The sequence below is a fragment of the Microbacterium sp. NPDC056044 genome (genome assembly GCF_042267145.1).
In the GTDB taxonomy this organism is placed as follows: Bacteria; Actinomycetota; Actinomycetes; order Actinomycetales; family Microbacteriaceae; genus Microbacterium.
Genome location: NZ_JBHJWZ010000003.1, coordinates 399,889 through 423,755, shown reverse-complemented (window position 1 = coordinate 423,755; position 23,867 = coordinate 399,889). Strand labels below are relative to the sequence as shown.

At 71.7% G+C, this 23,867-nt stretch carries 19 protein-coding genes; 12 read left to right on the top strand and 7 right to left on the bottom strand.

Annotation, left to right across the window (positions count from 1 at the left end):
• Positions 1-132 precede the first annotated feature (132 nt).
• The 6 genes from ACFC1I_RS10770 (at position 133) to ccsB (ending at position 5,753) form a co-directional block, all read left to right on the top strand.
• The gene (locus tag ACFC1I_RS10770; protein ID WP_376008799.1) at positions 133-810 is read left to right on the top strand and encodes a DedA family protein; all 678 of its coding nucleotides are present in this window, start codon (positions 133-135) and stop codon (positions 808-810) included.
• A gap of 70 nt (positions 811-880) precedes the next feature.
• The gene (locus ACFC1I_RS10765; protein WP_376008797.1) at positions 881-1,510 is read left to right on the top strand and encodes a histidine phosphatase family protein; all 630 of its coding nucleotides are present in this window, start codon (positions 881-883) and stop codon (positions 1,508-1,510) included.
• Complete coding sequence (locus tag ACFC1I_RS10760) at positions 1,507-2,118, top strand: TlpA family protein disulfide reductase (protein WP_376008795.1); 612 nt, start codon at positions 1,507-1,509, stop codon at positions 2,116-2,118. The genes ACFC1I_RS10765 and ACFC1I_RS10760 overlap by 4 nt, the downstream gene beginning before the upstream one ends.
• The gene (locus tag ACFC1I_RS10755; protein ID WP_376008793.1) at positions 2,115-2,942 is read left to right on the top strand and encodes a cytochrome c biogenesis CcdA family protein; all 828 of its coding nucleotides are present in this window, start codon (positions 2,115-2,117) and stop codon (positions 2,940-2,942) included. The genes ACFC1I_RS10760 and ACFC1I_RS10755 overlap by 4 nt, the downstream gene beginning before the upstream one ends.
• Positions 2,943-2,958: 16 nt before the next feature.
• Positions 2,959-4,671, top strand: a complete 1,713-nt coding sequence (locus ACFC1I_RS10750; RefSeq protein WP_376008791.1) for a cytochrome c biogenesis protein ResB — start codon at positions 2,959-2,961, stop codon at positions 4,669-4,671.
• 5 nt (positions 4,672-4,676) lie between these two features.
• Entirely contained in the window at positions 4,677-5,753 is a 1,077-nt protein-coding gene (gene ccsB / locus ACFC1I_RS10745; protein ID WP_376008789.1) for a c-type cytochrome biogenesis protein CcsB, read from the top strand.
• 13 nt (positions 5,754-5,766) lie between these two features.
• Here ccsB and ACFC1I_RS10740 read toward each other — a convergent pair whose 3' ends face one another.
• From ACFC1I_RS10740 to ACFC1I_RS10730, 3 genes are all read right to left on the bottom strand, one after another.
• On the bottom strand, positions 5,767-6,264 hold the full coding sequence (locus tag ACFC1I_RS10740) for a nitroreductase/quinone reductase family protein (RefSeq protein WP_376008787.1): 498 nt from the start codon (positions 6,262-6,264) through the stop codon (positions 5,767-5,769).
• Between the two features lie 159 nt (positions 6,265-6,423).
• The gene (locus tag ACFC1I_RS10735) at positions 6,424-8,517 is read right to left on the bottom strand and encodes a YhgE/Pip family protein (RefSeq protein ID WP_376008785.1); all 2,094 of its coding nucleotides are present in this window, start codon (positions 8,515-8,517) and stop codon (positions 6,424-6,426) included.
• Entirely contained in the window at positions 8,514-11,426 is a 2,913-nt protein-coding gene (locus ACFC1I_RS10730; RefSeq protein WP_376008784.1) for an MMPL family transporter, read from the bottom strand. Before ACFC1I_RS10730 ends, ACFC1I_RS10735 begins: the two co-directional genes overlap by 4 nt.
• 132 nt (positions 11,427-11,558) lie before the next feature.
• Here ACFC1I_RS10730 and ACFC1I_RS10725 point away from each other — a divergent pair, with 132 nt between their 5' ends.
• Positions 11,559-12,197: a TetR/AcrR family transcriptional regulator gene (locus ACFC1I_RS10725; protein WP_376008782.1), complete on the top strand. Its 639-nt coding sequence runs from the start codon at positions 11,559-11,561 to the stop codon at positions 12,195-12,197.
• 45 nt (positions 12,198-12,242) lie between these two features.
• Positions 12,243-13,124, top strand: coding sequence for an oxygenase MpaB family protein (locus ACFC1I_RS10720; RefSeq protein WP_376008780.1), 882 nt, complete (start codon positions 12,243-12,245; stop codon positions 13,122-13,124).
• 12 nt (positions 13,125-13,136) lie between these two features.
• Here ACFC1I_RS10720 and ACFC1I_RS10715 read toward each other — a convergent pair whose 3' ends face one another.
• On the bottom strand, positions 13,137-14,138 hold the full coding sequence (locus tag ACFC1I_RS10715; protein ID WP_376008778.1) for an o-succinylbenzoate synthase: 1,002 nt from the start codon (positions 14,136-14,138) through the stop codon (positions 13,137-13,139).
• Positions 14,139-14,161: 23 nt separating this feature from the next.
• Entirely contained in the window at positions 14,162-14,326 is a 165-nt protein-coding gene (locus ACFC1I_RS10710) for a hypothetical protein (protein ID WP_376008776.1), read from the bottom strand.
• Between the two features lie 98 nt (positions 14,327-14,424).
• On the opposite strand from ACFC1I_RS10710, the gene ACFC1I_RS10705 reads away from it, so the two are divergent.
• The 4 genes from ACFC1I_RS10705 to metH are packed head-to-tail and all read left to right on the top strand — an operon-like array spanning position 14,425 to position 20,240.
• Positions 14,425-14,760: a PadR family transcriptional regulator gene (locus tag ACFC1I_RS10705; protein WP_376008774.1), complete on the top strand. Its 336-nt coding sequence runs from the start codon at positions 14,425-14,427 to the stop codon at positions 14,758-14,760.
• Between the two features lies 1 nt (position 14,761).
• Complete coding sequence (locus ACFC1I_RS10700; RefSeq protein WP_376008772.1) at positions 14,762-15,727, top strand: permease prefix domain 1-containing protein; 966 nt, start codon at positions 14,762-14,764, stop codon at positions 15,725-15,727.
• 34 nt (positions 15,728-15,761) lie between these two features.
• On the top strand, positions 15,762-16,559 hold the full coding sequence (locus ACFC1I_RS10695) for an LLM class F420-dependent oxidoreductase (RefSeq protein ID WP_376008770.1): 798 nt from the start codon (positions 15,762-15,764) through the stop codon (positions 16,557-16,559).
• A gap of 48 nt (positions 16,560-16,607) precedes the next feature.
• Entirely contained in the window at positions 16,608-20,240 is a 3,633-nt protein-coding gene (metH, locus tag ACFC1I_RS10690) for a methionine synthase (RefSeq protein WP_376008768.1), read from the top strand.
• Between the two features lie 181 nt (positions 20,241-20,421).
• On the opposite strand, the gene ACFC1I_RS10685 is transcribed toward metH, so the two are convergent.
• A complete protein-coding gene (locus ACFC1I_RS10685) occupies positions 20,422-20,844 on the bottom strand; it encodes a hypothetical protein (RefSeq protein ID WP_376008766.1) in 423 nt (140 codons plus the stop codon).
• A gap of 25 nt (positions 20,845-20,869) precedes the next feature.
• Positions 20,870-23,866 (bottom strand): ATP-binding cassette domain-containing protein, encoded by a 2,997-nt coding sequence (locus ACFC1I_RS10680; protein ID WP_376008764.1) that lies wholly within the window; start codon positions 23,864-23,866, stop codon positions 20,870-20,872.
• Between the last annotated feature and the right edge of the window lies 1 nt (position 23,867).

The window sequence follows — 23,867 nt, the reverse complement described above, 5'->3', positions numbered from 1 at the left end:
GGGGCACCCGTATCGACTTCCGGGGGTTCGCACCCGGGTTTCGTTCATCCTCGCCCCGTAGCGTGGACGGCGTCGCACCGAAGGGTCGCGGCCGCCGCCACGAAACTGCCACCGACGGACGGGATCCGACGAATGACGACTGCGACGACGACCGACGGCTCCTGGCTCACCGCCCTCGCGGACTGGACCGTCTCGCTGATGGACGTGATCGGGCCCGTGGGAGCGGGCATCGCGATCGCCCTCGAGAACCTGTTCCCGCCGCTGCCGAGCGAGGTCATCCTGCCGATGGCGGGCCTCGCGGCGAGCCGCGGATCGTTCTCGCTGGCGGAGGCGCTCATCTGGACCACCGTCGGATCGGTCGTCGGCGCCCTCCTCCTGTACGGGCTGGGCGCATGGCTCGGCGTCGCGCGCCTGCGCGCCATCGCGACCAAGGTGCCGCTGCTGCACCCCGAAGACATCGACCGCACTGTCGCGTGGTTCGGGCGTCACGGCGGCAAGGCCGTGTTCTTCGGGCGCATGATCCCGATCTTCCGCAGCCTCATCTCGATCCCCGCGGGCATCACGCGCATGCCGGTGTGGCGGTTCACGCTGCTGTCGGCGGCGGGCAGCCTCATCTGGAACTCGATCTTCGTGTTCTCGGGCTTCTTCCTCGGCGAGTCGTGGCACATCGTCGAGCGGTACGCCGACATCCTCCAGTACGTCGTCATCGCGGCCGTCGTGATCGGCGTGGCGTGGTTCCTCTACGTGCGGGTCCGGGCACTGCTGGAATCCCGCGGCGCCTCCCGCGGCCCCGAGCCCGGACTCGACTGAGGCGGCGGGGCCCGCAAAGCTGGGAGAACGCTCAGCCGGTCCACAGAACACCCCCACGTAGACTGGCCCGGTGCCCGCTGCTCGCCTTCATCTCGTGCGCCACGGGGAGGTCCACAACCCCGCCCGCGTGCTCTACGGGCGACTCCCTGGCTACCGGCTGAGCGCCGACGGCCGCCACATGGCCCGCCAGGCCGCCGAGTACATCAAGTCGCTCGAGCGCCCCGTGTCGGCGCTCGTGTGCTCGCCGCTCCAGCGCACGCAGGAGTCCGCCGAGCCGTTCACCGAGATCTTCGGCCTCACCCCCGTCGTCGACGAGCGGGTCATCGAGCCGACCAACGTCTTCGAGGGCAAGCGCATGGCGCGGGCCCTGGTCAATCCGTGGAACTGGCGGCACCTGCGCAAGCCGGCGCTGCCGAGTTGGGGCGAACCGTATGCGGACGTCGTGGGCCGCATGAACTCGGCGATGACGCACGCGTGGGATGCTGCGGACTCGGGCGACGTCGTCATCGTGTCGCACCAGCTCCCGATCTGGATCACCCACCTCGCGGTCGCCGGGCTCCCGCTCCGGCACGACCCCCGTGCGCGACGATGCGCACTGTCGAGCGTGACGAGCTTCGAGATGGTCGACGGCAAATGGACCGAGACCGCCTACGCCGAACCGGCGTCGACGGCCGGCGCAGTGGATGTGGGGGCGGTATGACGCAGCGGTTCCAGAAGGTGCGGGCCGCAGCATCCGCTCTCCTCGTCCTCGGGCTGATCGCGGGCCTCGCCGCCTGCACGAGCGACCCGCTCGCCGAGCAGTACCGCTCGGGCGACAACAAGGGCTTCGTCGCGGCCGACGGGTTCCGCGTGGTCGAGACCCCCGCCGCGGAGCGCACCGATCCGGTGGAGTTCGAGGGCGTGCTCGACACGGGCGGCACCACCTCCAGCGCCGACTACGCGGGCCAGGTGCTCGTCGTGAACTTCTGGTACGCCGGCTGCGCGCCGTGCCGCGTCGAGGCTCCGGAGCTGGCCGCGGTCGACGCGGAGTTCCAGGACAAGGGCGTCTCGTTCCTCGGCGTGAACCTCTACGACGGCGCCGCTGCATCGCAGGCGTTCGCCGAGAAGTACGGCGTGAAGTACCCGAGCGCGCTCACGACCGAAGACGGCTCGATCAAGCTCGCGTTCGCGGGCGAGACCCCGCTGAACGCGGTGCCGGTCACCCTCGTCCTCGACAAGCAGGGCCGCGTCGCCGCGCGCCTGGTCGGCCAGATCGAAGAGGCGTCGATCCTCGAGACGATCGTGCGCGACGCCCTGGAGGAGTCGTGAACCTCGGCGCCCTCGTCGCCGACGGGTCGCTTCTGATCGCCATCCCCATCGCCCTGCTGGCCGGCGCGATCTCGTTCCTGTCGCCGTGCGTGCTGCCGCTCGTTCCGGGGTACCTCGGGTTCATCGGCGGCGCGGTGAGCGCCCGTCCCGCCCCGGTCCCCGTCGGCACCGGCTCCCGCTCGTCGAGCGAGCGAGGAACGCGCGAGACCAGACGCCCCGAGCCGGCGACGGACTCCGCACCTCCCGCCCGCGGCCGCCTCGTGCTCGGCGTGCTCCTCTTCATCGCCGGATTCACCGTGGTGTTCGTCAGCATGGCGATGCTCGGCGGCACCCTCGGCCGGTTCCTCCTCGAGTACCAGGACCTCATCACGCGCATCCTCGGCGTCGTCATCATCGCGATGGGCTTCGTCTTCATCGGGTGGTTCGGCCTCGCGCAGCGCATCTCGCGCCCGCAGGTCCGCGGCAACCTCGGGCTCATCGGCGCGCCGCTGCTCGGCATCGCGCTCGGCATCGGCTGGGCGCCGTGCATCGGACCGACGCTCGCGGTGATCCTCACGATGGCGTTCGACTCGGGCTCGGCCGCGCGCGCAGCGCTCCTGGGCGTAGCGTACTCGCTGGGTCTCGGCATCCCGTTCCTCCTCCTCACGCTGGGATTCGGGTGGGCGACCCGCTCGGTGTCGTTCGTGCGGCGCCACATCCGCGTCGTCAACCTCATCGGCGGCGCCGTGCTCATCGTGCTCGGACTCCTCATGGTCACCGGCGTCTGGACCGCCGTCATGGCCCAGCTCCAGGGGGTGTTCGCCAGTGTCCCGGCCCCGCTCTGACGCTCCGGAAGGTTCAGTGACCGACGACGTGACCGATCCGCTCCGGCCCTCCGACCACGCCGACTCCGCAGCATCCGACATCACACAGCCCGCCCTGGGCGTCGTCGGGTGGCTGCGCTGGGGCTGGCGCCAGCTGACCTCGATGCGCACCGCGCTCGTGCTGCTGCTGCTGCTCGCGATCGCCGCGGTGCCCGGCTCGCTCGTGCCGCAGCGCAGTGCCGACCCCAACGGAGTGCGCCAGTACTTCGTCGACAACGCCGACCTCGCGCCGGTGCTCGACAACCTGAGCCTGTTCGACGTCTACACGTCGCCGTGGTTCTCGGCGATCTACATCCTGCTGTTCGTCTCGCTCGTCGGCTGCGTGATCCCGCGCACCAAGCACCACTACAAGGCGATGCGCGCGCAGCCGCCGCGCACCCCCGCACGCCTCGGCCGCCTGGATGCCCACCGCACCGAGATCCTGGAATTCCAGGACGACACGGATGCTGCGGCCGCCGCGGCGACCGCGATCGAGGCCGCCCAGCAGCAGCTGAAGAAGGCGGGCTATCGCGTCGCGCGCTACGACGGCGCGAAGGCGCTCTCGGTGTCGGCGGAGCGCGGATACCTGCGCGAGACGGGCAACCTGGTGTTCCACGCGGCGCTGGTCGGCGTGCTGCTCGCGGTCGGCATCGGCGGCGGGTTCACCTACACCGGCCAGACGGTCATCATCGAAGGCCGCACCTGGGTCAACACGATGCTCGACTACACCTCCTTCAACCCGGGCCGGTTCGTCGACGAGGACGCCCTGGAGCCCTACGCGCTCACGCTCGACGAGTTCTCGGTGTCGTACGTCACTCCCGGGCAGCAGGGCGCGGGGCAGGCGGGCGACTTCGTCGCGCACCTGACGACGCAGTTCCCGAACGCCGATGCCGCAGACGGCGAGGTGCGCGTGAACCATCCGCTCGCGATCGCCGGCGACAAGGTGTACCTGATGGGCAACGGCTACGCGCCGACCATCACGATCCGCAACGACAAGGGCGACGTCGTGTTCTCGGAGTCGGTGCCGTTCCTGCCGCAGGACAACAACATGACCTCGCAGGGCGTCGTGAAGGTGCCGGACGGCCTGCGCGAGCAGGTGGGCCTCGTGGGCTTCTTCTATCCCACCGCTCAGCCCCTCGACAACGGCGCGCTCGCCTCGGTCTACGGCGACCTCGAGTACCCGATGCTCACGTTCTGGGTCTACGCCGGCGACCTCGGCATCGACGGCGGCGTGCCGAAGTCGGTGTACACGCTCGACCCGAGCGAGATGACCCAGCTCGCCGGCGGCGACTCGGGCACCGAGTCGCTCGAGCTGAAGCCGGGCGACACCGTGGACCTTCCCGACGGCCTCGGCACGATCACGTTCGAGAACGAGGCGCCGGACGCCGCCGGATTCCAGGACTCGGTCAAGCGGTACGTGTCGCTCTCGATCCACCGCGACGCCGCCGCGACCTGGGTGCTGGTGTTCGCGGTGCTCGCGACCGCCGGCCTGCTCGCCGCGCTCTTCGTGCCGCGACGCCGCATGTGGGTCAAGGCGACGCGTCAAGGCCACACCGTGCACCTCGAGTACGCGGGTCTCGCCCGCGGCGAAGACCCGGCGCTGGACAGCGCCGTGGAGCAGTTCGCCCACCGCCACCTCGCGTCGCTCGCGGAGCCCGCCGGCGACGGTGAGCGCCCCACGAAGCCCGAATCCACCCCCGACGTAGACTGAGAGCCATGCCCGACGCCTCCCCCCTCACCCTCGACGACGTCTCGGTGCTGCTGGTCTGGACGGCCATCGCGATCTACGCACTGGCGTTCATCGCGTACGCGGTGGACCTCGCCCGTCGCGGCGCCGTCGCCGTCGACGCCAAGGACGCCGCCGCCAAGACCGCACGCGAACGCGAACTCGTGGCCGCGGGTGGCGCCGGCGGGGGCTCCCGCACCGGCATCGTCGAGCAGATGCGGGCACAGGAGACCGCCTCGGAGCATGCGCTCAACGCCCCTGTCGGCAAGCGCGCGCGACTCGTGTGGGCGCGCATCGGCACCTCGCTGACCGTGCTCGGCTTCCTGTTCCACCTCGGCGGCGACGTCACCCGCGGCATCGCCGCGGGGCGCGTGCCGTGGTCGAACATGTACGAGTTCGCCCTCACCGGCACGCTCCTCATCGTCGCGGTGTACCTCGGCGTGCTCTTCCGCTACGACCTGCGCTTCCTCGGCACGTTCATCACGGGGCTCGTGGTGGTGCTGCTCGGCGGCACGGCGATCTGGTTCTACACCGACATCGTGCCCCTCATGGACCCGCTGAAGTCGGTGTGGCTCGTCATCCACGTCTTCGTCGCGTCCCTCGCGACGGCGCTGTTCGCCCTCGCGTTCGGGCTCTCGGTGCTGCAGCTCATGCAGGCCCGGCGTGAGACGAAGATCGCGGCTCTCGCGAAGGTCGAGGCCGCAGCATCCGGAACCGCCAAGACCGGGCCGGGCTTCCTCAAGACCCTGCCGAGCGCCGAGGCGCTCGAGTCGCTGGCCTACCGGTTCGCGATCCTCGGGTTCATCTTCTGGACCTTCACGCTGATCGCCGGATCCATCTGGGCGAACGACGCGTGGGGCCGCTACTGGGGCTTCGACACGAAGGAAGTCTGGACCTTCGTGATCTGGGTGCTCTACGCCGGCTACATCCACGCCCGCGCGACGCGCGGCTGGCGCGGCTCGCGCTCGGCATGGCTGTCGATCATCGGCTTCACCGCAGTGATCTTCAACTTCACGATCGTGAACATGTTCTTCAAGGGCCTCCACGCCTACTCCGGCCTGAGCTGAGCTGACCCCAGGTTCAGCCCGCCGGGGCGAGCACCACGACCGGGGTCTCGCGGCTGCGCAGCGCCGCGTAGGCGTCCAGGTCCGCGTCGCCCTCGAGGGTGCGCCACACCGCCCACAGCCGTTCGCGCTCCGCGCCCGTCGCCTCGTGGGCGAGCACGTCGCGCGAGCCGTCGGGAAGATCGACGGATGCCGCGGGCCGGGCCTTGAGGTTGAGCCACCACGCCGGCGGCGGGTCGCCCCAGCCGTTCATCGCGAGGGTGACGAGATCCTGGCCGTCCTCGAAGTACCCGAGGATCGCGACGCGCGGCTCGCCCGACCGGCGGCCGACGGTGTGCAGGCGCATCATCCCGTAGACCGTGGGGGATGGATGCCGCAGCCCCACGCGTCCGCCGGTCACGCGATAGAGCGCGCGGTGGACGACCCACGCGGTGCGGATGAACCAGCGCGGCGGGATCCGCGCGGTGTCTCGGGGTGGCTCGGTCGGACGCGGGGTGGGCTCGGGGCCGTTCATGGCTCCGATCCTGGCGCGCCGCCGTCGGGCCGGCAATCGGCCGATCGGCCAGGATCGTCCGCCGATCGGCCGAGTCCCTGACGGGTTTGGGGCGCATTTCCTCCGTTGGGGCGGAGGATGTGCGCCCCAACGGAGAGAACGCGCCCCGAACCCGGGAGATCAGGCGGTGGCGGGAGCCGCCTTGAGCAGCGCGCGCGCCGAGGTGCTGCGCCGGCGCGCGACCGCGAGGATCGTCGCGGCGAGGCTGAGCACCGTCCACACGACGAGCCCGACGAGTGCCGCGCCGAGACCCGACGCGGAGGTGAGCGCGGCGAGCATGCCAGTGTAGGCGGGGCCTGTCGGCAGGAGGGCGGCGATGCCCGCGAGGACCGCGGGCGCCGTCGAGACGACGCCGGTCGCGACGGCGAACACCCCGATGAGCGCGGCGAGCCAGCGCCCGGCGCCGCCGAACACGGCGATGAGCGCCTGGTTCACCGCGGCGAACGCGATGCCCGCGACGACGCACACCAGGGCGAACACCCACCAGTCCGCCCACGAATACGACGCGGCGAGCTGCACGACGCCGGCGACGAGCAGGCCCTGCACCACGCCGAGTGCCGCGGCCGGTGCGAACGAGCGCAGGGCCAGCAGCGCCGACGGCTTGCGCGACGTGAGCGCGCGGCGCGACACGGCCTGCAGCGCGACGAACGTGCCGAGCCCGCCGAACCACAGTGCGAGGGTCGCGAGCAGCGGGATCGCCGACGCGCCGAACAACGACGAGCCGACGCCCTCGGCCTCGACGGGGTTCGCCACCACGGTGGCGAGGTCGGTCGCCTGCTGGTCGGTGTACGACGGGAGGGACTCGGATGCTGTGGTCAGCCCCGAGGCGAGCTCGGCGGTGCCGTCCGCGAGCTGCGTGACGCCGTCGGCGAGGGTCGTGGCCCCGTCGGCCGCCTGGGTCGCGCCGCCCGCGAGCTGCGTCGCTCCGTCCGACAGGCCGCTCGCGCCGCTCTGGATTCCCGTGACGCCGGTGGCCAGCTGACCCGCGCCCGCCGCCGACTGGTCGATGCCGCCGGCGAGCTGCGTCAGGCCGCCCGCGAGCGTGCCGACGCCGGTGCCGACGGTGCGGAACTGCTTCGCGAACTCGGCGGTGACGCCCGTGTTCACCTGGGCGATCCCGTCCGCCGTCAGCTGCGTCAGCGTCACCGCACCGGGGTTGTCGGGCGTGCCGGTCCCGTTGAGGATCGCCGAGGTCTTGCCCGCCGAGGCCACCGCGGCGCCCAGCTGGGCGCAGAAGTCGCCGGGCTGCGCACAGGACGCGGCGAGCTTCTGGAGAGCCTCGAAGTTCGACTGCGCCTCCGCCGCCGCGAGTCCGGTCGTGGTGGACGCGCCGTTCGCCGCCTGCGTCAGCCCGTCGGGTACGACGCCGGTCTGCTCGAGTGCCGCAGCGCCGGCATTCACGCCGTCCGCGATCTGCTGCGCGCCGGCGGCCGCTTCGCGTGTCTTATCCGCGATGGTGGTCAGTCCCGACTGCAGCGACGTCGCGCCGCCTGCGATCTGGCCGGCGCCGTTCGCGAGCTGCGAGGCGCCGCTCGCGAGCTGCTCGTTGCCGTCTGCGAGCTGGGTGATGCCGCCGGGCAGCTGCGCCGCCCCGTCTGCGGCCTGGGTCGCGCCGTCGGCGAGCTGCTGCGCCCCGTCGGCCGCGGTGCCGAGCTGGTCGCCCAGGGTCGTGAAGCCGAGGAACACGTTCTCGAGGTACACCGTCGACAGCTGCGTGCCCATCGTCGATGCCGCAGCGTTCGCCACCTGCGCCGTGATGGCGTCGTCGACGATCAGGCTGTCAGGCGAGGTCGTGACCTCGATGGTCGCCTGCTCGGGCGTCTCTCCCGGGCGCGTCGACAGGGCGGCGGCGGTGAAGTTCTCGGGGATCGTGATGACCGCGTCGTACGTGCCGTCCTCGAGGCCCGCGGCCGCGTCGTCGGCGTTCGACAGTGTCCAGGTGAGGTTGCTGTCGAGGTCGTCGGAGCCTTCGACGAGTCCGGCGGTGAGCTGGCGGCCGAGGGGCACCAGCTGCCCGTCGACCGTGACCGGTTCGTCTTCGTTCACGACGGCGGCGGTCAGGTTGTCGAGCCGCTCGACCGGGTTGTAGAGCGCCGCCACCAGGATGCCGCCGATCACGACGGGCAGCAGCAGCACGCCGATGAGCGTCAGCCACGTGACGGGCCGGGTCGAACGGGCCCGCTCGACGGCCGTGGTGATCCAGTTCGGGGTCATGCGTTCACCTCTGCGGTGGGGGTGGTCTGGGCGGCGGAGCGCAGCGTGATCGAGGTCACGTCGGGGCGGTGCGCGTCCGCAAGGAGGGCGAGCGCGGCGCTCTCGGTGCGGCCGGTCACGACGAGCGTCAGGCGCTCGTCGCCCGCGGCCAGCGCGGCGGCCGCGTCGCGCAGCAGCGCGGCGGCCTGGTCGCGCTCGGCGTGGTCGAGCGCGTCGACGCCCTCGATCACGACGAGGCCCGCCTTCCCCGCGAGAGCGCGGCGCAGCGCCGGCACCCGCTCGCCGGCGTCGGCGTCGGCGTCGGCGAGGAGCGCCAGGCCGACGTGTGCGCGCACCCACGCCCCGCGCTCGGGGAGGAGGTGCCCCGCGACACGCAGGCGTCCGTCGGTCGGCGCGAGCCGCGCCGCGATCGTGAGGGCCAGCGCCCGCGCGGCGCGGGGGTCGCCGGTCGCGATCAGCGTGCCGCCGGGTTCGACGCGGAACGCCGCATCCTCGAACAGCACGACCTCACCGGCAGGTCCGCCCGCATCCGCGCGCACGGCGACGCCGTCGCCGACGACCACGGCCGTCGTGTCGGGCTCGGGCCAGTGGGCGAGCGACAGCTCGCGCTCGACGGCCTCACCTTCGATGTCGAAGTGGGGGAGTACCCGCTCCAGCCAGCGCGGCATCCACCACGCCCGGTCGCCGAGCAGCGTCATGACGGCCGGCACGAGGGTCATGCGCACGAGGAACGCGTCGACCGCGATGCCGACGGCGAGTCCGAGCGCGATCGGCTTGATCGACGAGTCGCCTTCGGGCACGAAGGCCGCGAACACCGCGAACATGATGACCGCCGCCGCGGTGACCACGCGGGCCGAGGCGGTGAAGCCCGAGCGCACCGCGCCCACGGCGATGTCGCGGCCGCTGCGCGTCGCGTGCGTGCCGGCGGCCCGCTTGGCGTGCACGTAGTCCTCGCGCATGCGGCTGACGAGGAAGACCTCGTAGTCCATCGCGAGGCCGAAGAGCACGCCCATCAGGATGATCGGCATGAAGCTGATCACCGGACCGGTGCGGTCCACGTGCAGGAGGTCCGCGCCCCAGCCCCACTCGAACACCGCGGCGACGAGGCCGAACGCGGCCATCACCGACAGCAGGTAGCCGAGGGCGGCCTTGATCGGCACCCAGATCGAGCGGAACACGATCATGAGGAGCACGAGCGACAGTCCGACCACGAACACGCCGAAGGGCAGCAGCGCTGCGCCCAGGCGGTCCGAGATGTCGATGCCGACGGCGGTGAACCCCGTCACCTTCAGGTCGACGCCGTATTCGTCCTCGAGCTCCGGGGCGAGCGCGCGCAGGTCGCGCACGAGCTGGGCGGTCGCCGGGTCGTCGGGCGCGGTCTCGGGCACGATCTGGATGAGCCCGGTGTCGGCCGTCTCGTTCGGGGTCGCGAGCGCGACCTCCTTCACGCCCGGCACCTTCTCGATCTCGGCCTTGAGGTCGGCCATGAGCCCGAGCGGATCCGTCGACGTCACGATCGTGCCCGTCATGATGAGCGGGCCGTTCGACCCCGGCCCGAAGTGTTCGGCGGTGAGGTCGTACGCCTGGCGCGCCTGGCTCGACTCCGGCTGCCCGCCGGCGTTGGGCAGGGCCAGCGCGAGACTCGCCGCCGGGATCGCCATGACGCCGAGCGTGAGGACGACGGCGATGGTGGTGACGATCGGGTGCTTCGTCACCAGCCTGACCCAGGCGTTCATCTTCGCCGGCGCTGCGGTTTCGTGGGCCGGCTCGGTGGCGGGGATCGTTTCGGGTGCGTCCGTCGAGGCGACGACCTCGTCCTCGTCCTCGCCGTCGCGGGCGCGGCGGCGGGTGGCGAGGGCGATCCCTCGACGCTTCTTGCCGTGGCCCCAGCCGGCGACGCGGTGCTTGGCGAAGCCGAGGAGCGCGGGCGTCAGCGTGACGGCGACGACCACGGCGATCGCGACGGCGACCGACGCCGCGATGCCCATGGTGGTGAGGAACGGGATGCCGGCGAAGCCGAGGCCGATGAGGGCGATGAGCACCGTGATGCCGGCGAACACGACGGCGGAGCCCGCGGTGCCCGTCGCGCGGGCTGCGGACTCTTCAGGTTCGACGCCGGCCCGCACCTGGTCCTGATGTCGGGCGGCGATGAAGAGCGCGTAGTCGATGCCGACCGCGAGCCCCAGCATGAGGGCGAGCATCGGCGTCGTCGACGACACCGACACGAACACGGTCGCCACGAAGATGAGCGCGATCGACAGCCCCACGCCGATCAGCGCCGACACGAGGGGGAACCACGCGACGGCGAACGAGCGGAACGTGACGATGAGCACGAACAGGGCGATGAGCACGCCGACCGCTTCGATGGGAGACAGAGCGGGCACCGACGTCGAGAACAGGTCGCCGCCCATGGCGACCTGGGAGCCGGACGGGAGGGTCTCGCGCAGATCGTGAGCGACGTCCTCGAGGCCCTGCTTCGTCTCGTCCGATACGTCGGTCGCCTGCCCGTCGAACTGCAGGCGGATGATCGCGGCCGACTCATCGTCCGACACCATCCCCGTCACCATCTCGTTGAACGGGTCGGTCACGGCGATGACGCCGTCGAGGTCTTCCAGGTGCGACACGGTGTCGCCGATCGCACTCTCATACGGCTCGCTCGTGACGGTGTCGCCGTCGGCGGCGACGATCACGAGCTGCGCGCTCGTGCCGCTCGCCTGCGGGAAGCTGCGGTCCAGCAGCTCGATGCCCTCCTGCGCCTCGGTGCCGGGGATCGAGAACGAGTTGTCGGTGCCGCCCAGATGCGGCGCCGCGAAGCCGAGGGCCACCCCCAGCAGCAGCAGCCACGACACCAGCACCCGCCAGGGGTGACGGTACGTCCAACGGCCGAGCGCATACAGAAGAGTCGACAACAGCGCCTCCGGTTACGGGTGAGGTGGGGAACTGTCGATACAACGCTGTATCGGATACATGAGTGTATCGTAAGGCGGGCGTGCGGCCCGAAGCTGAGTAGTGCGTGTGAGACTGGAGGAGAGGGAGGACCGATGACCGACACCCCCGTGGCCGAGGCGCCCGGAACCTCGCGTCGTCGCGAGGCGACCCGGCAGAAGCTGCTGGATGCTGCCGCTCTGGTCTTCGCGGAAGTCGGCCTGGACGCAGCATCCGTCGAAGCGATCTGCGAACGCGCAGGATTCACGCGCGGCGCCTTCTATTCGAACTTCGAGACCAAGGACGAGCTCATGCTCGCCCTCACCGAACAGGTCGCGGGCGAGAAGATCGACGACGTCGCCGCGCGGGTCGCGCAGCTGCAGGAGCGCGGCGAGGACCTCGACCCCGGCGCCCTGGTGCGACAGCTGCTCGACGTCGCGTTCGACAAGAAGCACGGCGTCCTGCTGACCAGCGAGATCCGCACGCGCGCCATGCGCGACCAGCGGCTCGCGCAGACCTACATCGCGTGGCAGCTGGGCATGGTCGAGCGCGTCGGCTCGTTCATCGAGGAGCTCGCCGACACCTATCGCTTCCGTCTGCGCGTGCCCGCGCAGGAGTTCGCCGGCCTCATCCTGCAGACCTGGGAAGACACGTCGGCCTTCGCGATCATGTCGGGCCTGAGCGTGGCCGACATGCGCGAGCTCGTGAACGAGCGCACCGCCCGCCTCGCCACGGCGCTGGTCGACCCCCTCTGATCACCGGGAGTGAACCGCCGTTCACTTCTGCGCTAGAGTGCGCTCATGACGACGGGCGATGACGCCGAGGCCGTCGTGACGGCGACGAGGGCCGAGCTGCGCCGGCGCACCGATGCGACCGAGAACGACGCGCTGCGCCAGGCGGCCAACTGGTTCATCCTCGCCGCCGGCACGGCGAACGTCATCATGCAGCTGTCGCGCCCCGCGGTCGCGTACGGGGTGATGGAGAGCAAGGTCGAAGAGGCGCGCCTGTTCAGCAACCCGAAGCGGCGCGCGCGCACGACGACCGCGTACATCGCGGTGGCGATGCTCGGCGGTGCTGACGAGAGGGCGGCGATGCGACGCGCGACGAACGCGTCGCACGCCCGGGTGCGCTCCGAGCCCGGACACCCCGTCGGCTACAACGCCTTCGACCCGGCGCTGCAGAAGTGGGTGGCGGCGTGCCTGTATCGCGGCGCGGAGCACGCCTACGAGCGCGTGCACGGCGCGCTCGCCGGAGACTTCGCCGAGCGCTTCTACCAGCAGGGGAGCGTGTTCGGCACGACGCTGCAGCTGCCGCCCGACGCGTGGCCACCGTTACGCGAGGCGTTCGACGACTACTGGCGGCAGAGCCTCGCCGAGCTCACGATCGACGACGTCACGCGCGACTACCTGATGCGGATCGTGCGGCTCGAGTACCTCGGGCGGCGCGTGCCCGCACGCGTGCTGCGTCTGCGTCAGCGACTGGTCGCGGGCTATCTCGGCCCCGAGTTCCGCGCGCTCATGCGCCTGCCGTGGACGGCCGCCGACGCGCGGGCGTTCGCCGGCTTCGACCGGCGGCTCGCGCGCTTCATGCGCCTCACGCCGGTCGCGGTCCGTGAGGCGCCGCTGCGCCGGAGCCTCCGCGACGTCCGCCGTCGCCTCCGGCGGCGCCGCCCGCTGTTCTGACGGGCCGCCGCTTCAGCCCGCGGTGCGCAGCACCTCGTAGCAGCGCGCGAGCCGCTCGAGCCACCACTCGCGGCGGTCGACGGATGCCGCGTGCGCGGCGAGCAGGTCCGGGTCGGGGATGACGCGGCCCACCGCCAGGGCGCCGCCGCGCGGAGCGAGCGGCGGGTCGACGACGTCGGCGGTGAACAGCGACGCGGTGCCGAGGCCGCAGTCGTAGTCGAGTTCGGGCAGGGCGGCCGCCAGCGCGACACCCATCGACAGGCCCACCGACGTGTCGAGGGCGCTCGACACGACCGCCGGAAGCCCGGCCTCTTCCACGATCTCGAGCGCCCGGCGCACGCCGCCGAGCGGCTGCGCCTTGATCACGAGCAGGTCGGCCGCCCCGGCCCGTGCGACCGCGAGCGGATCGGCGGCCTTGCGCACGCTCTCGTCGGCCGCGATCGGAATGCCCATGTACTTCACGCGACGCCGCAGCTCCGCGAGCTCCTCGACGCTCGCGCACGGCTGCTCGACGTACTCGAGGTCGAACTCTGCGAGCGCGTGCACCGCGTGCTCGGCCTCGTCGACGTTCCACGCGCCGTTGGCGTCGACGCGGATGCGCCCCTCGGGCCCCATCGCCTCGCGCACCGCGCGCACGCGTGCGACGTCGTCGGCGAGCACCTGACCGGGCTCGGCCACCTTGACCTTCGCCGTCCGGCAGCCGTCGAACCGTGCGAGAACGGACGGAACGGATGCTGCCGCCACCGCCGGCACGGTGGCGTTCACGCCGATGAGCTCGCGGCGCGCGGTGGGGCGCAGCATCCATGCATCCTCGATGGCGGCAGCCAGCCACGTCGCGGCCTCGGCGTCGTCGTATTCGGCGAAGGGGGAGAACTCGGACCAGCCCTCGGGGCCCTCGAAGAGCAGCGCCTCGCGTGAATCGATGCCGCGGAAGCGCGTCACGAGGGGCAGCGCGACCACGTGGGCCGTGCCGAGGAGGTCGTCGAGCGGCGGGAGCGGGGCAGGCGTTGTCACGTCCTCAGTCTGCCCGCGGCCGCTCAGAACCCGCCGGCGTGGAAGCGCGCGTCGCGTGGCTCGTAGTGGCCGATCACGCGGGCGTCGCGGTAGGAAGAGGATTGCGCGTTGCGGTACTCCTCGTGGGTCACGGGCTTTCCGAAGAGCGCCCACTTCAGACGGGTCCAGCGGCTCGGCTTCTCGGACATCGGGACTCCCGTCTCGTGGTTGCCTCAGCATCCCAGTTCCGGCGAGAACTATAAAGTGTCATTGACGATAGTGTGTGACGCACAGTATGGTGTGAGGCATGAGCGAATCCGAGATCCTCGAGACGCACCTGCAGGAGCTGAGGCGCGGCACGGTCGTGCTCGCGTGCCTGCGGCTGCTCGAGACGCCGGGGTACGGGTACGGGTTGCTCGAGCAACTGGGGGAGCGCGGCTTCCCGACCGACGCGAACACGCTGTACCCGCTGCTGCGACGTCTCGAGAAGCAGGGGTACCTCACGAGCGAGTGGAACACCGACGAGTCCCGTCCGCGCAAGTTCTACCGCACCAGCGACGCCGGCCTCCGCCTGGCCGGCGCCCTCACCGACGATTTCCGCGCGATCGCCACGGCGATCGACGCCCTCCCCGAGGAGAAGTGACATGACCACCACCGCGACCCTCACGGACCGCTACGTCGACGCCGCCATGCGGACCGTCCCCGAAGCGCAGCGCGCCGACCTCGCCGCCGAGCTGCGCGCGTCGATCGACGACCAGATCGAGGCCCGCGTCGAGCAGGGCGAACCGCGGGACGGCGCCGAACGGGCCGTGCTCACCGAGCTCGGCGACCCCGACAAGCTCGCCGCGCAGTACACCGACCGGCCGCTGTGGCTGATCGGGCCGCGCTACTACCTCACGTGGTGGCGCCTGCTGAAGTTGTTGTGGGCCATCGTGCCGGCGTGCGCGGCGTTCGGGGTCGCGCTCGGCCAGACGATCGCGGGGGAGCCGTTCGGCACCATCGTCGGCACCGTCGCCGCCGTCACGATGAGCGTCATCGTGCACATCGGGTTCTGGACGACGCTGGTGTTCTTCATCGTCGAGCGCGCTGAACGCGGCACCGACTCGGGGTTCGTGAGCGCGTGGACGCTCGACCAGCTGCCCGAGGCACGGGAGCGCCGTGCCAGCCTCAGCGACCTCATCTGGACTCTCGTGTTCCTCGCTGTCGCCGCGGGCGCGATCCTGTGGGACCACTTCGTCGGCGTCGTCTACTTCTCGACCGGCGGATGGGTCTCGTTCCTCAACCCGGGCCTGTGGCCGTGGTGGATCGGGGCGCTCTTCGTGGTGATGGCGGTCGAGGCGCTGCTCGCGATCTCGGTCTATGCGAAGGGCCGGTGGGACGTCGGTTCGGCGACGGTCAACCTCGTGCTCAACATCGTGGTCGCGGGCGGCGCGCTGTGGCTGCTCGTGAACCAGCAGCTCCTCAACCCCGAGTTCTTCACCACGGTGATCCCCGCCGACTCGGCCGAGACGGTCGCGAGCGTCGTGCCCACGGTGTTCGGCTTCGTCGTCGTCGGGATCGCCGCGTGGGACTCCGTGGACGGGTACCTCAAGGCCCACCGCCAGCGCTGACGCCCACCCGTCCGGCCGGCCGTACGCTTTCCCCATGCCCCTCCTCGATACTCCGGTGCGCCTCGGCGTGCAGCTGCAGCCCCAGCACGCCCCCTACTCCGCCTTCCGCGACGCGGTGCTCCGCCTCGAGGAGATGGGCGTCGACATCGTCTTCAACTGGGACCACTTCTTCCCGCTCACGGGCGATCCCGAGGGCCTGCACTTCGAGTCGTGGACGATGCTCGCCGCGTGGGCCGAGCAGACCGAGCGCGTCGAGTTCGGTGCCCTCGTCAACTGCAACAGCTACCGCAACCCCGACCTGCAGGCCGACATGGCCCGCACGGTCGACCACATCTCGGCGAAGGACGGCGTCGGCCGCTTCATCTTCGCCACCGGGTCGGGCTGGTTCGCCCGCGACTACGAGGAGTACGGCTACGAGTTCGGCACCGCGGGCTCGCGCCTGAACGACCTCGCCGCAGGGCTCGAGCGCATCGAGGCGCGCTGGGCGAAGCTCAACCCGGCGCCGACCCGCGACATCCCGGTCATGATCGGCGGCGCGGGCGAGCAGAAGACCCTGCGCCTCGTCGCCCGCCACGCCGACATCTGGCACAGCTACGTGAGCGCGAAAGACCTGCCCCACAAGCTCGACGTCATCGAGCGCTGGTCCGAGAAGGAGCAGCGCGACACCTCGAGCCTCGTCATCTCGAACGAGCTGCACCAGCGCGACGAGGCCCACGCCGACGGCCACTACGACGCCGGCGTGCGCCTGTTCACCATCGGCTTCCAAGGCCCCGACTGGGACTACGACCTCATCCGCTCGTGGCTCGCCTGGCGCGACGCCAAGAACGCCTGACTCCGTCACGGAAGGGCGCGCCCAACACCCGGCGACTAAAATCGCGGCGTGACTGCCGCACCGCCCGCACCCCGGTTCGCCCTCGACATCGACGGGGTGCCGCGGCCCGAGCGCTCGCAGCAGCTGCTCGACGGCGTGCGCGAGCGCGTCGTGATCGCCGACGGCGCGATGGGCACGATGCTGCAGCGCTACGACCTGTCGATCGACGGAGACTTCCAGGGCCTCGAGGGCTGCAACGAGATCCTCAACGTGTCGCGTCCGGACGTCGTCGGCGAGATCCACGACGCGTACCTCGCGGTCGGCGTCGACGCGGTCGAGACGAACACCTTCGGCGCGAACTGGTCCAACCTCGACGACTACGGCATCGTCGACCGCATCGCCGAGCTCGCTGAGAAGGGCGCCCGCATCGCGCGCGATCGCGTCGAGGCCGCCGAGGCCGCCGACGGCCGGGTGCGCTGGGTGCTCGGCTCGATGGGGCCCGGCACGAAGCTCCCGAGCCTCGGCCACACGACCTACGACAACCTCAAGCAGACGTTCGCGCTGCAGGCCGAGGGACTCATCGACGGCGGCGCCGACGCGTTCCTCGTCGAGACCAGCCAGGACCTCCTCCAGACCAAGGCCGCCATCAACGGCTGCCGCCAGGCGATCGTGAGCCGAGGCATCCGTCTCCCGATCTTCGTCGAGGTGACGGTCGAGACGACCGGCACCATGCTGATGGGCTCCGAGATCGGCGCGGCGCTGACGGCCATCGAGCCGCTCGGCGTCGACGCCATCGGCCTCAACTGCGCCACCGGCCCGACCGAGATGAGCGAGCACCTGCGGCACCTGTCGAAGCACGCGACGGTGCCGATCGCGTGCATGCCGAACGCCGGCCTTCCCGTACTGGGCGCGAACGGCGCGCACTATCCGCTGACGCCCGTCGAGCTCGCGACCGCGCACGAGCAGTTCGTGCGCGAGTTCGGGCTGGGACTGGTGGGTGGATGCTGCGGCACCACGCCCGAGCACATGGCAGCGGTCGTCGAGCGGCTGCGGCAGGTCGGCGGGTCGGGGGTGCGTCGCCCGGAGCTCGACCCCGGCGTCGCGTCGCTGTACCAGCACGTATCGTTCCAGCAGGATGCCTCGTACCTCGCGATCGGCGAGCGCACGAACGCGAACGGCTCGAAGGCGTTCCGGGAGGCGATGCTCGAGGAGCGCTGGGACGACTGCGTCGAGATCGCCCGCGACCAGATCCGGGTGGGCGCGCACCTGCTCGACGTCTGCATCGACTACGTAGGGCGCGACGGCGTCGCCGACATCCGCGAGGTCGTCTCGCGCTTCGCGTCGGCCTCGACTCTGCCGCTCGTCGTCGACTCGACCGAGCCCGCGGTGATCGCCGCCGGGCTCGAGCTCATCGGCGGCCGGCCCGTCGTGAACTCCGTGAACTACGAGGACGGCGACGGCCCGACTTCGCGCTTCGGCCGCATCATGCCGCTCGTCAAGGAGCACGGCACCGCGGTCGTCGCGCTGACGATCGATGAGCACGGCCAGGCCCGCACGGCCGAGGGCAAGGTGCAGATCGCGTCGCGCCTCGTCGACGAGCTCGTCGGCGAGTGGGGGATGCGGGTCAACGACATCATCGTCGACTGCCTCACGTTCCCGATCGCGACGGGCCAGGAGGAGACCCGCCGCGACGCCATCGAGACGATCGAGGCGATCCGGCAGATCACCGCGAAGTACCCCGGCATCAACACGACCCTCGGCGTCTCGAACGTCTCATTCGGCCTCAACCCGGCCGCCCGCAGCGTGCTGAACTCCGCCTTCATGCACGAAGCGGTCGAGGCTGGTCTCACCTCGGGGATCATCGACGCCGCGAAGATCGTGCCGCTCGCCTCGATCTCGGAGGAGCAGCGTAAGGTCGCGCTCGACCTGGTGTGGGACCGCCGCGAATACGACGCCGACGGCAACGTCACGTACGACCCGCTGGCCCGGATGCTCGACCTCTTCGTGGGCGTCGACACCGCGGCCCTGCGCAACCAGCGCGCGGCCGAGCTCGCCGCGCTGCCGGTGGGGGAGCGCCTCGAGCGCCGCATCATCGACGGCGAGGGCAAGGGCCTCGAGGCCGACCTCGACCTCGCCCGCGAGGGCGGCCTGACGCCGCTTGCGATCATCAATGACCACCTGCTGGAGGGCATGAAGATCGTCGGCGAGCGGTTCGGCGCCGGCGAGATGCAGCTGCCGTTCGTGCTGCAGTCGGCAGAGGTCATGAAGAACGCGGTCGCGCTCCTCGAACCGCACATGGAGAAGTCGGATGCCTCGGGCAAGGGCCGCATCATCCTCGCGACGGTCCGCGGCGATGTGCACGACATCGGCAAGAACCTGGTCGACATCATCCTGACCAACAACGGGTATGACGTCATCAACCTCGGCATCAAGCAGCCGATCGCCGACATCATCGCGGCCGCCGAGGAGCACGACGCCGACGTGATCGGCATGTCGGGCCTGCTGGTCAAGTCGACGGTCGTGATGAAGGAGAACCTCGAGGAACTCACCTCTCGGGGGCTCGGCAAGAAGTGGCCCGTGATCCTCGGCGGCGCCGCGCTCACCCGCGCCTACGTCGAGGACGACCTCGCCTCGCTCTTCGACGGCGAGGTGCGCTACGCCCGCGATGCGTTCGAGGGGCTCGCGCTCATGGAGCCGCTGGTCAAGATCGCACGCGGTGCCGACCCCGCGTCGGTCGGGCTGCCGGAGCTGAAGAAGCGGCGGCACGCCGCAGGCTCCAAGCTCACCCTCACGGAGCCCGAGGCGATGCCGGCACGCTCGGACGTAGCATCCGACAATCCCGTCCCCGCCCCGCCGTTCTGGGGCACCCGTATCGTCCGCGGGCTCGCGCTGCACGACTACGCCGCGTTCCTCGACGAGCGCGCGACCTTCATGGGCCAGTGGGGCCTGAAGCCCGGCCGCGGCGAGGACGGCCTGAGCTACGAGCAGCTCGTCGAGACCGAGGGCCGGCCGCGGCTGCGGTACTGGCTGGACCGCATCCTCGGCGAGGGCATGCTCGACGCCTCGGTCGCGTACGGGTTCTTCCCCGTTGTCTCCGAGGGCAATGACGTCGTCGTGCTGCACCACGGCGACGACCCGTCGGGCGTGCTGGGTGCTGCAGGGCTCCTGGCACCCGACGGCGGCTCGGGCGGCACGCTCGGCAGCGACCGCCTGCGCTTCCACTTCCCGCGCCAGCGCCGCGACCGCCACCTGTGCCTCGCCGACTTCGTGCGTTCGCGCGAGTCGGGGCAGGTCGACGTGCTGCCGGTGCAGCTCGTGACCGCCGGCGCGAACATCGACTCCGTGACCGCGAAGCTCTTCGCCGAAGACAGGTACCGCGACTACTACGAGCTCAACGGGCTCGTGATGCAGCTGACCGAGGCGCTCGCCGAGTACTGGCACGCGCGCATCCGGTCGGAGCTCGGCTTCGCGGCCGAGGACCCGACCGACACCGCCGGACTCTTCAAGCTCGAGTACCGCGGCGCCCGCTTCTCCCTCGGCTACCCCGCGTGCCCCGACATGGAGGATCGCCGCAAGGTCGTCGAGCTCCTCCGCCCCGAGCGCATGGGCGTCGAGCTGAGCGAGGAGCTGCAGCTCCACCCCGAGCAGTCGACCGACGCCTTCGTCTTCCACCACCCCGAGGCGAAGTACTTCTCCGTCTGACCGTCGCACGGCCGGGGTCGTCGATCACACCCCCACAGTGCCGAAACACGGGTCGGTAACGGCGACACGCCGTGGCGGCGTCGATCCGTCCGGCGTGTCGCGTCACGCGCCCGTGTTTCGGCAGAGAGCGGTGGTGGGGGAGGACGACGGGGGGACGGATGCTGCGGGCCGCAGCATCCGGTCAGTCCGTGGTGATCTCGTACCTGACGTTCGGGGGTGGCGGGGTGTCAGCCCAGGCGGCGGGATCGGCGGTGAAGAAGGTGACGAGGCCGATGGCTGCCGCGACGAGCGGAAGGAGCCACATCGCGGTGGCCGCGCGGCGCAGCACCCGGCTGACGACAGTCGTCTCGGTGGCACGCGAAGCGCGGCCCAGCGAGATCACGAAGATGACGGCCATGGCCAGCCACACGAGCGGCGACGGGTCGAGAGTCGCGGTGTAGCAGGTCGTCGCGCCGTCGGCGGGCGTGAGGCAGCCGCCCCGGACTCCGCGGGCGAACAGTCCGTAGAGGATCGCCCAGAAGAGTCCGCGCTTCGCGAGCGACAGGATCTCGGGCATGTAGGCGCCGGCGAGCGGCGTCGGCGTCGGCGTCGCGGTGGTGGTCACGTGGGCTCCTCCCGGCACGTGAGCTTCACGATAGGGCAGCGGCGCGCTCGCGTGGGGCAGGGACGGGCTGGGCCCGCGAGGCCAGCGGCTTGGTACGACGGAGGGCCGCGAGGATCGGGCGACCGACCACGACCAGCCCGATCACGGTGGTGATCGCGCGGAGAGTGTCCCAGCTGAGCGTCGAGGTCACGAGCGAGTACAGCAGGAAGCTCGAGAGGTTCACTTCCAGTGGCGCGCCCCCGTTGTACGAGATGCCGGTGCCGTACCCGACGGCGAACGGCCAGAACCACAGGTTCATCAGCAGGCCGAACGCATACGAGGCGACGACCCCGTAGACGCAGAGCATCGCGATCTCGCCGGTGCGAGGCATCCGTCTCGGGAGCAGTCCCGCGACCGCGCCGACCCACGCGCACGCGAACATCTGGAACGGCGTCCATGGGCCGAACGTGCCGGTGATGAGCGTCGAGAGGGCGATCGTCGCCATGCCGAGGAGCATGCCGAACCGCGCGCCGTACGCACGACCCGCGAGGATCAGCAGGATGAACACCGCCTCCACCCCGCCGACGCCGGTGCCCGCGATGCGCACGGCGGCGCCGATCGCGGCGAGCGTGCCGAGGAGCGCGAGCATGTGCGCCGACCGCACGCTGCCGTCGAGCGTCGCGACGACGACGAGGGCCGCGAGCGGAATGAGCGCGAGCGCCGCGATCGGCACGGCCGCGTAGGCCTGCGCGGGCACCGCCGTCGCGACGAGCGGCCAGCAGAACGCCCCGAGCGCGACGAGGTTCGCGGCGGCCAGCGCCGCGAGCGGCAGGCGACTGCCGGGGCGACGCCGGCTTCCCGTGTGGCGGTGCGGTGCGCCGTTTGCAGGAATGTTGGGCGGCGTGCCGACGCCGGGTGCGGAATTCCGGGCGGCGATCCGGCTGGCCGGGGAGTCGTCCTGCAAACGGCCGGCGGGCGACGCGGTGGGGACGGCGGGAGGGGCGGGGAGGGATGCTGCGGCCAGCACGCCTGCTCGCATGCTCAGGGCGCGGTCGGCCCGGGTGGCGAAGGCAGGTTCGTGCGTCGCGACGAGCACCGCGGTGCCGGAGGCGGCGAGCGAGGCCAGCGCCGTCCACACCAGCTCGCGCGCGGCGGGGTCGAGGCCGCGCGTGGGCTCGTCGACCATCAGCACACGCGGCGCACCGGCGAGCTGGATCGCCAGAGCCAGGCACCGCCGCTCGCCCGCCGACAGGTCGCGTGGGTGGCGCGCCAGCCGCGCGGCGAAGGCCGGGCCGTCGGGGTCGAGGCCGAGGAACCCGGCGAACCGCTCCGCCGTGGCCGCCGCGGGCCCGGCGGCGGCGCCGAACTGAGGGGCTCGGCCGACGCGAGGAGCGTCTCGCCCGGGAGCGTCCTCGGGTCGGCCGATCTCCTCGGATCGGTCGCGCCGCGCGCGCGAACCGAGCACCCGTGCGGCCCGGCGGTCGGCCCGGCGGCATTCCGCAGCGACGGTGTCCGACACGAAGAGGTCGTCCGAGGCATCCGGAACCAGCGCCACACGCCCGGCCGCCTCGATCTCCGCGCCCCGCGCCGGCAGCGCGAGCGCGGCCAGCAGGCTCGACTTGCCGGCGCCGTTGGGTCCGACGAGGGCGACGATCTCGCCGGCACGCAGCTCGACGTCCGCCCCCGCCACGGCCACGGTGTCGCGGTGCCGCACCGTGATGTCGCGGGCGTGCAGCACCACGGCCCCGACGTCCGCGGGTTCGGGGCGCATCCCGTGCGCTCGGGGCGCGTGTCGTGCGCCCCGAAGGTCCGTGGTGCGCCCCAAACCCGTCGGCCCCACCACCGCCACCGCGTCGTCCTCGATCCGCAGCACCTCGTCGGCGATCCCGGCCAGCGCCTCGACGCGGTGCTCGGCCACGACGACGCACATGCCCGCCTCGTGCGCGAGCGCGTCGAGCAGCCCGGCGATGCGCACGCGCGCGTCGGCGTCGAGATCGGCGAGCGGCTCATCGACCAGCAGCAGGATCGGGCGCTCGACGATCGCCGCGGCGATCGCGACGAGCGTCGCCTCGCCCGCCGAGAGCCCCCTCGTGGGCCGGTCGAGCAGTGCGCTCACGCCGACCCGGTCGGCCACTTCAGCCACTCGCGCCGACACCAGAACCGCGGCAACGCCCCGCAGCTCGAGCGAGAGCCCGATCTCGTCGCGCACGCGCTCGGCGGCGAACGCGTCACGCGGATGCTGCAGCACGACGCCCACCCGCTGCGCGAGGTCGCGCGGGGCCACGGGGGCCCGGTCATGCCCGACGACCCGCAGCGATCCGGCGACCCAGCCGCCGTCGGTGTGGGTGTGCAGCCCCGAGATCGACCGCAGCAGCGTGGACTTGCCGGACCCGGTGGGTCCGGCGACGAGCGTGAGCGTGCCGGCGCCCAGCGCGAACGAAGGCGGAAGACGGATGCCGCGACCCGGCCCGTCCCCGAACCCGATGACCGCATCCTCCGCCGCCACCGGCACCAGGCAGTCGCCGTCGAGCCCGCGCCCGGCGAAGCCGCGGAGTTCGAGCGCCGCGGCCACGGCCCCGGCGCGCTCGAGCGTGCGCTCCAGCAGGGGCAGCAGCATCCGTGCCCCGCCGCGCTCGCCGCGAAGGCGTTGCGCGAACCGCACCGCGCGGGCGCCGTCGGCCAGTGACGGGAGGGTCGCCGCCGCGATCGCGAGCGCGCGCGCCACCCCGCGCAGGGGCCCGCGGCGCGAGGCCCGCGCGAACACGCGGTGCAGGTCGACGAGGGCGTTCACCACGCCGAAAGCGAGGATCGCCAGCGCGATCGGGAGGGCGCTGGCCGCGGCATCCCACAGTCCGTCCACCGTGACGGGGCCCAGCAGCACCACATGCGCGAACGGCGACGGCAGTCGCACCGCCGGAAGATCCAGCAGGACGAAGCCGTCGCCGCCCGCGCCGTGGAACAGGATGCGGTAGACGACCCGGGCCACCACGAACCCTGCGGCGAGGATCGCCGCGGCTCGCAGGGGACCGGGTCGGAACGTCATG

Excerpts from the sequence above, each read along its gene's own strand:
- ACFC1I_RS10770 (WP_376008799.1), top strand. The coding sequence starts at position 133 with ATGACGACTGCGACGACGACCGACGGCTCCTGGCTCACCGCCCTCGCG.
- ACFC1I_RS10760 (WP_376008795.1), top strand. The coding sequence starts at position 1,507 with ATGACGCAGCGGTTCCAGAAGGTGCGGGCCGCAGCATCCGCTCTCCTC.
- ccsB (WP_376008789.1), top strand. The coding sequence starts at position 4,677 with ATGCCCGACGCCTCCCCCCTCACCCTCGACGACGTCTCGGTGCTGCTG.
- ACFC1I_RS10740 (WP_376008787.1), bottom strand. The coding sequence starts at position 6,264 with ATGAACGGCCCCGAGCCCACCCCGCGTCCGACCGAGCCACCCCGAGAC.
- ACFC1I_RS10735 (WP_376008785.1), bottom strand. The coding sequence starts at position 8,517 with ATGACCCCGAACTGGATCACCACGGCCGTCGAGCGGGCCCGTTCGACC.
- ACFC1I_RS10725 (WP_376008782.1), top strand. The coding sequence starts at position 11,559 with ATGACCGACACCCCCGTGGCCGAGGCGCCCGGAACCTCGCGTCGTCGC.
- ACFC1I_RS10720 (WP_376008780.1), top strand. The coding sequence starts at position 12,243 with ATGACGACGGGCGATGACGCCGAGGCCGTCGTGACGGCGACGAGGGCC.
- ACFC1I_RS10710 (WP_376008776.1), bottom strand. The coding sequence starts at position 14,326 with ATGTCCGAGAAGCCGAGCCGCTGGACCCGTCTGAAGTGGGCGCTCTTC.
- ACFC1I_RS10705 (WP_376008774.1), top strand. The coding sequence starts at position 14,425 with ATGAGCGAATCCGAGATCCTCGAGACGCACCTGCAGGAGCTGAGGCGC.
- ACFC1I_RS10700 (WP_376008772.1), top strand. The coding sequence starts at position 14,762 with ATGACCACCACCGCGACCCTCACGGACCGCTACGTCGACGCCGCCATG.
- ACFC1I_RS10695 (WP_376008770.1), top strand. The coding sequence starts at position 15,762 with ATGCCCCTCCTCGATACTCCGGTGCGCCTCGGCGTGCAGCTGCAGCCC.
- ACFC1I_RS10680 (WP_376008764.1), bottom strand. The coding sequence starts at position 23,866 with ATGACGTTCCGACCCGGTCCCCTGCGAGCCGCGGCGATCCTCGCCGCA.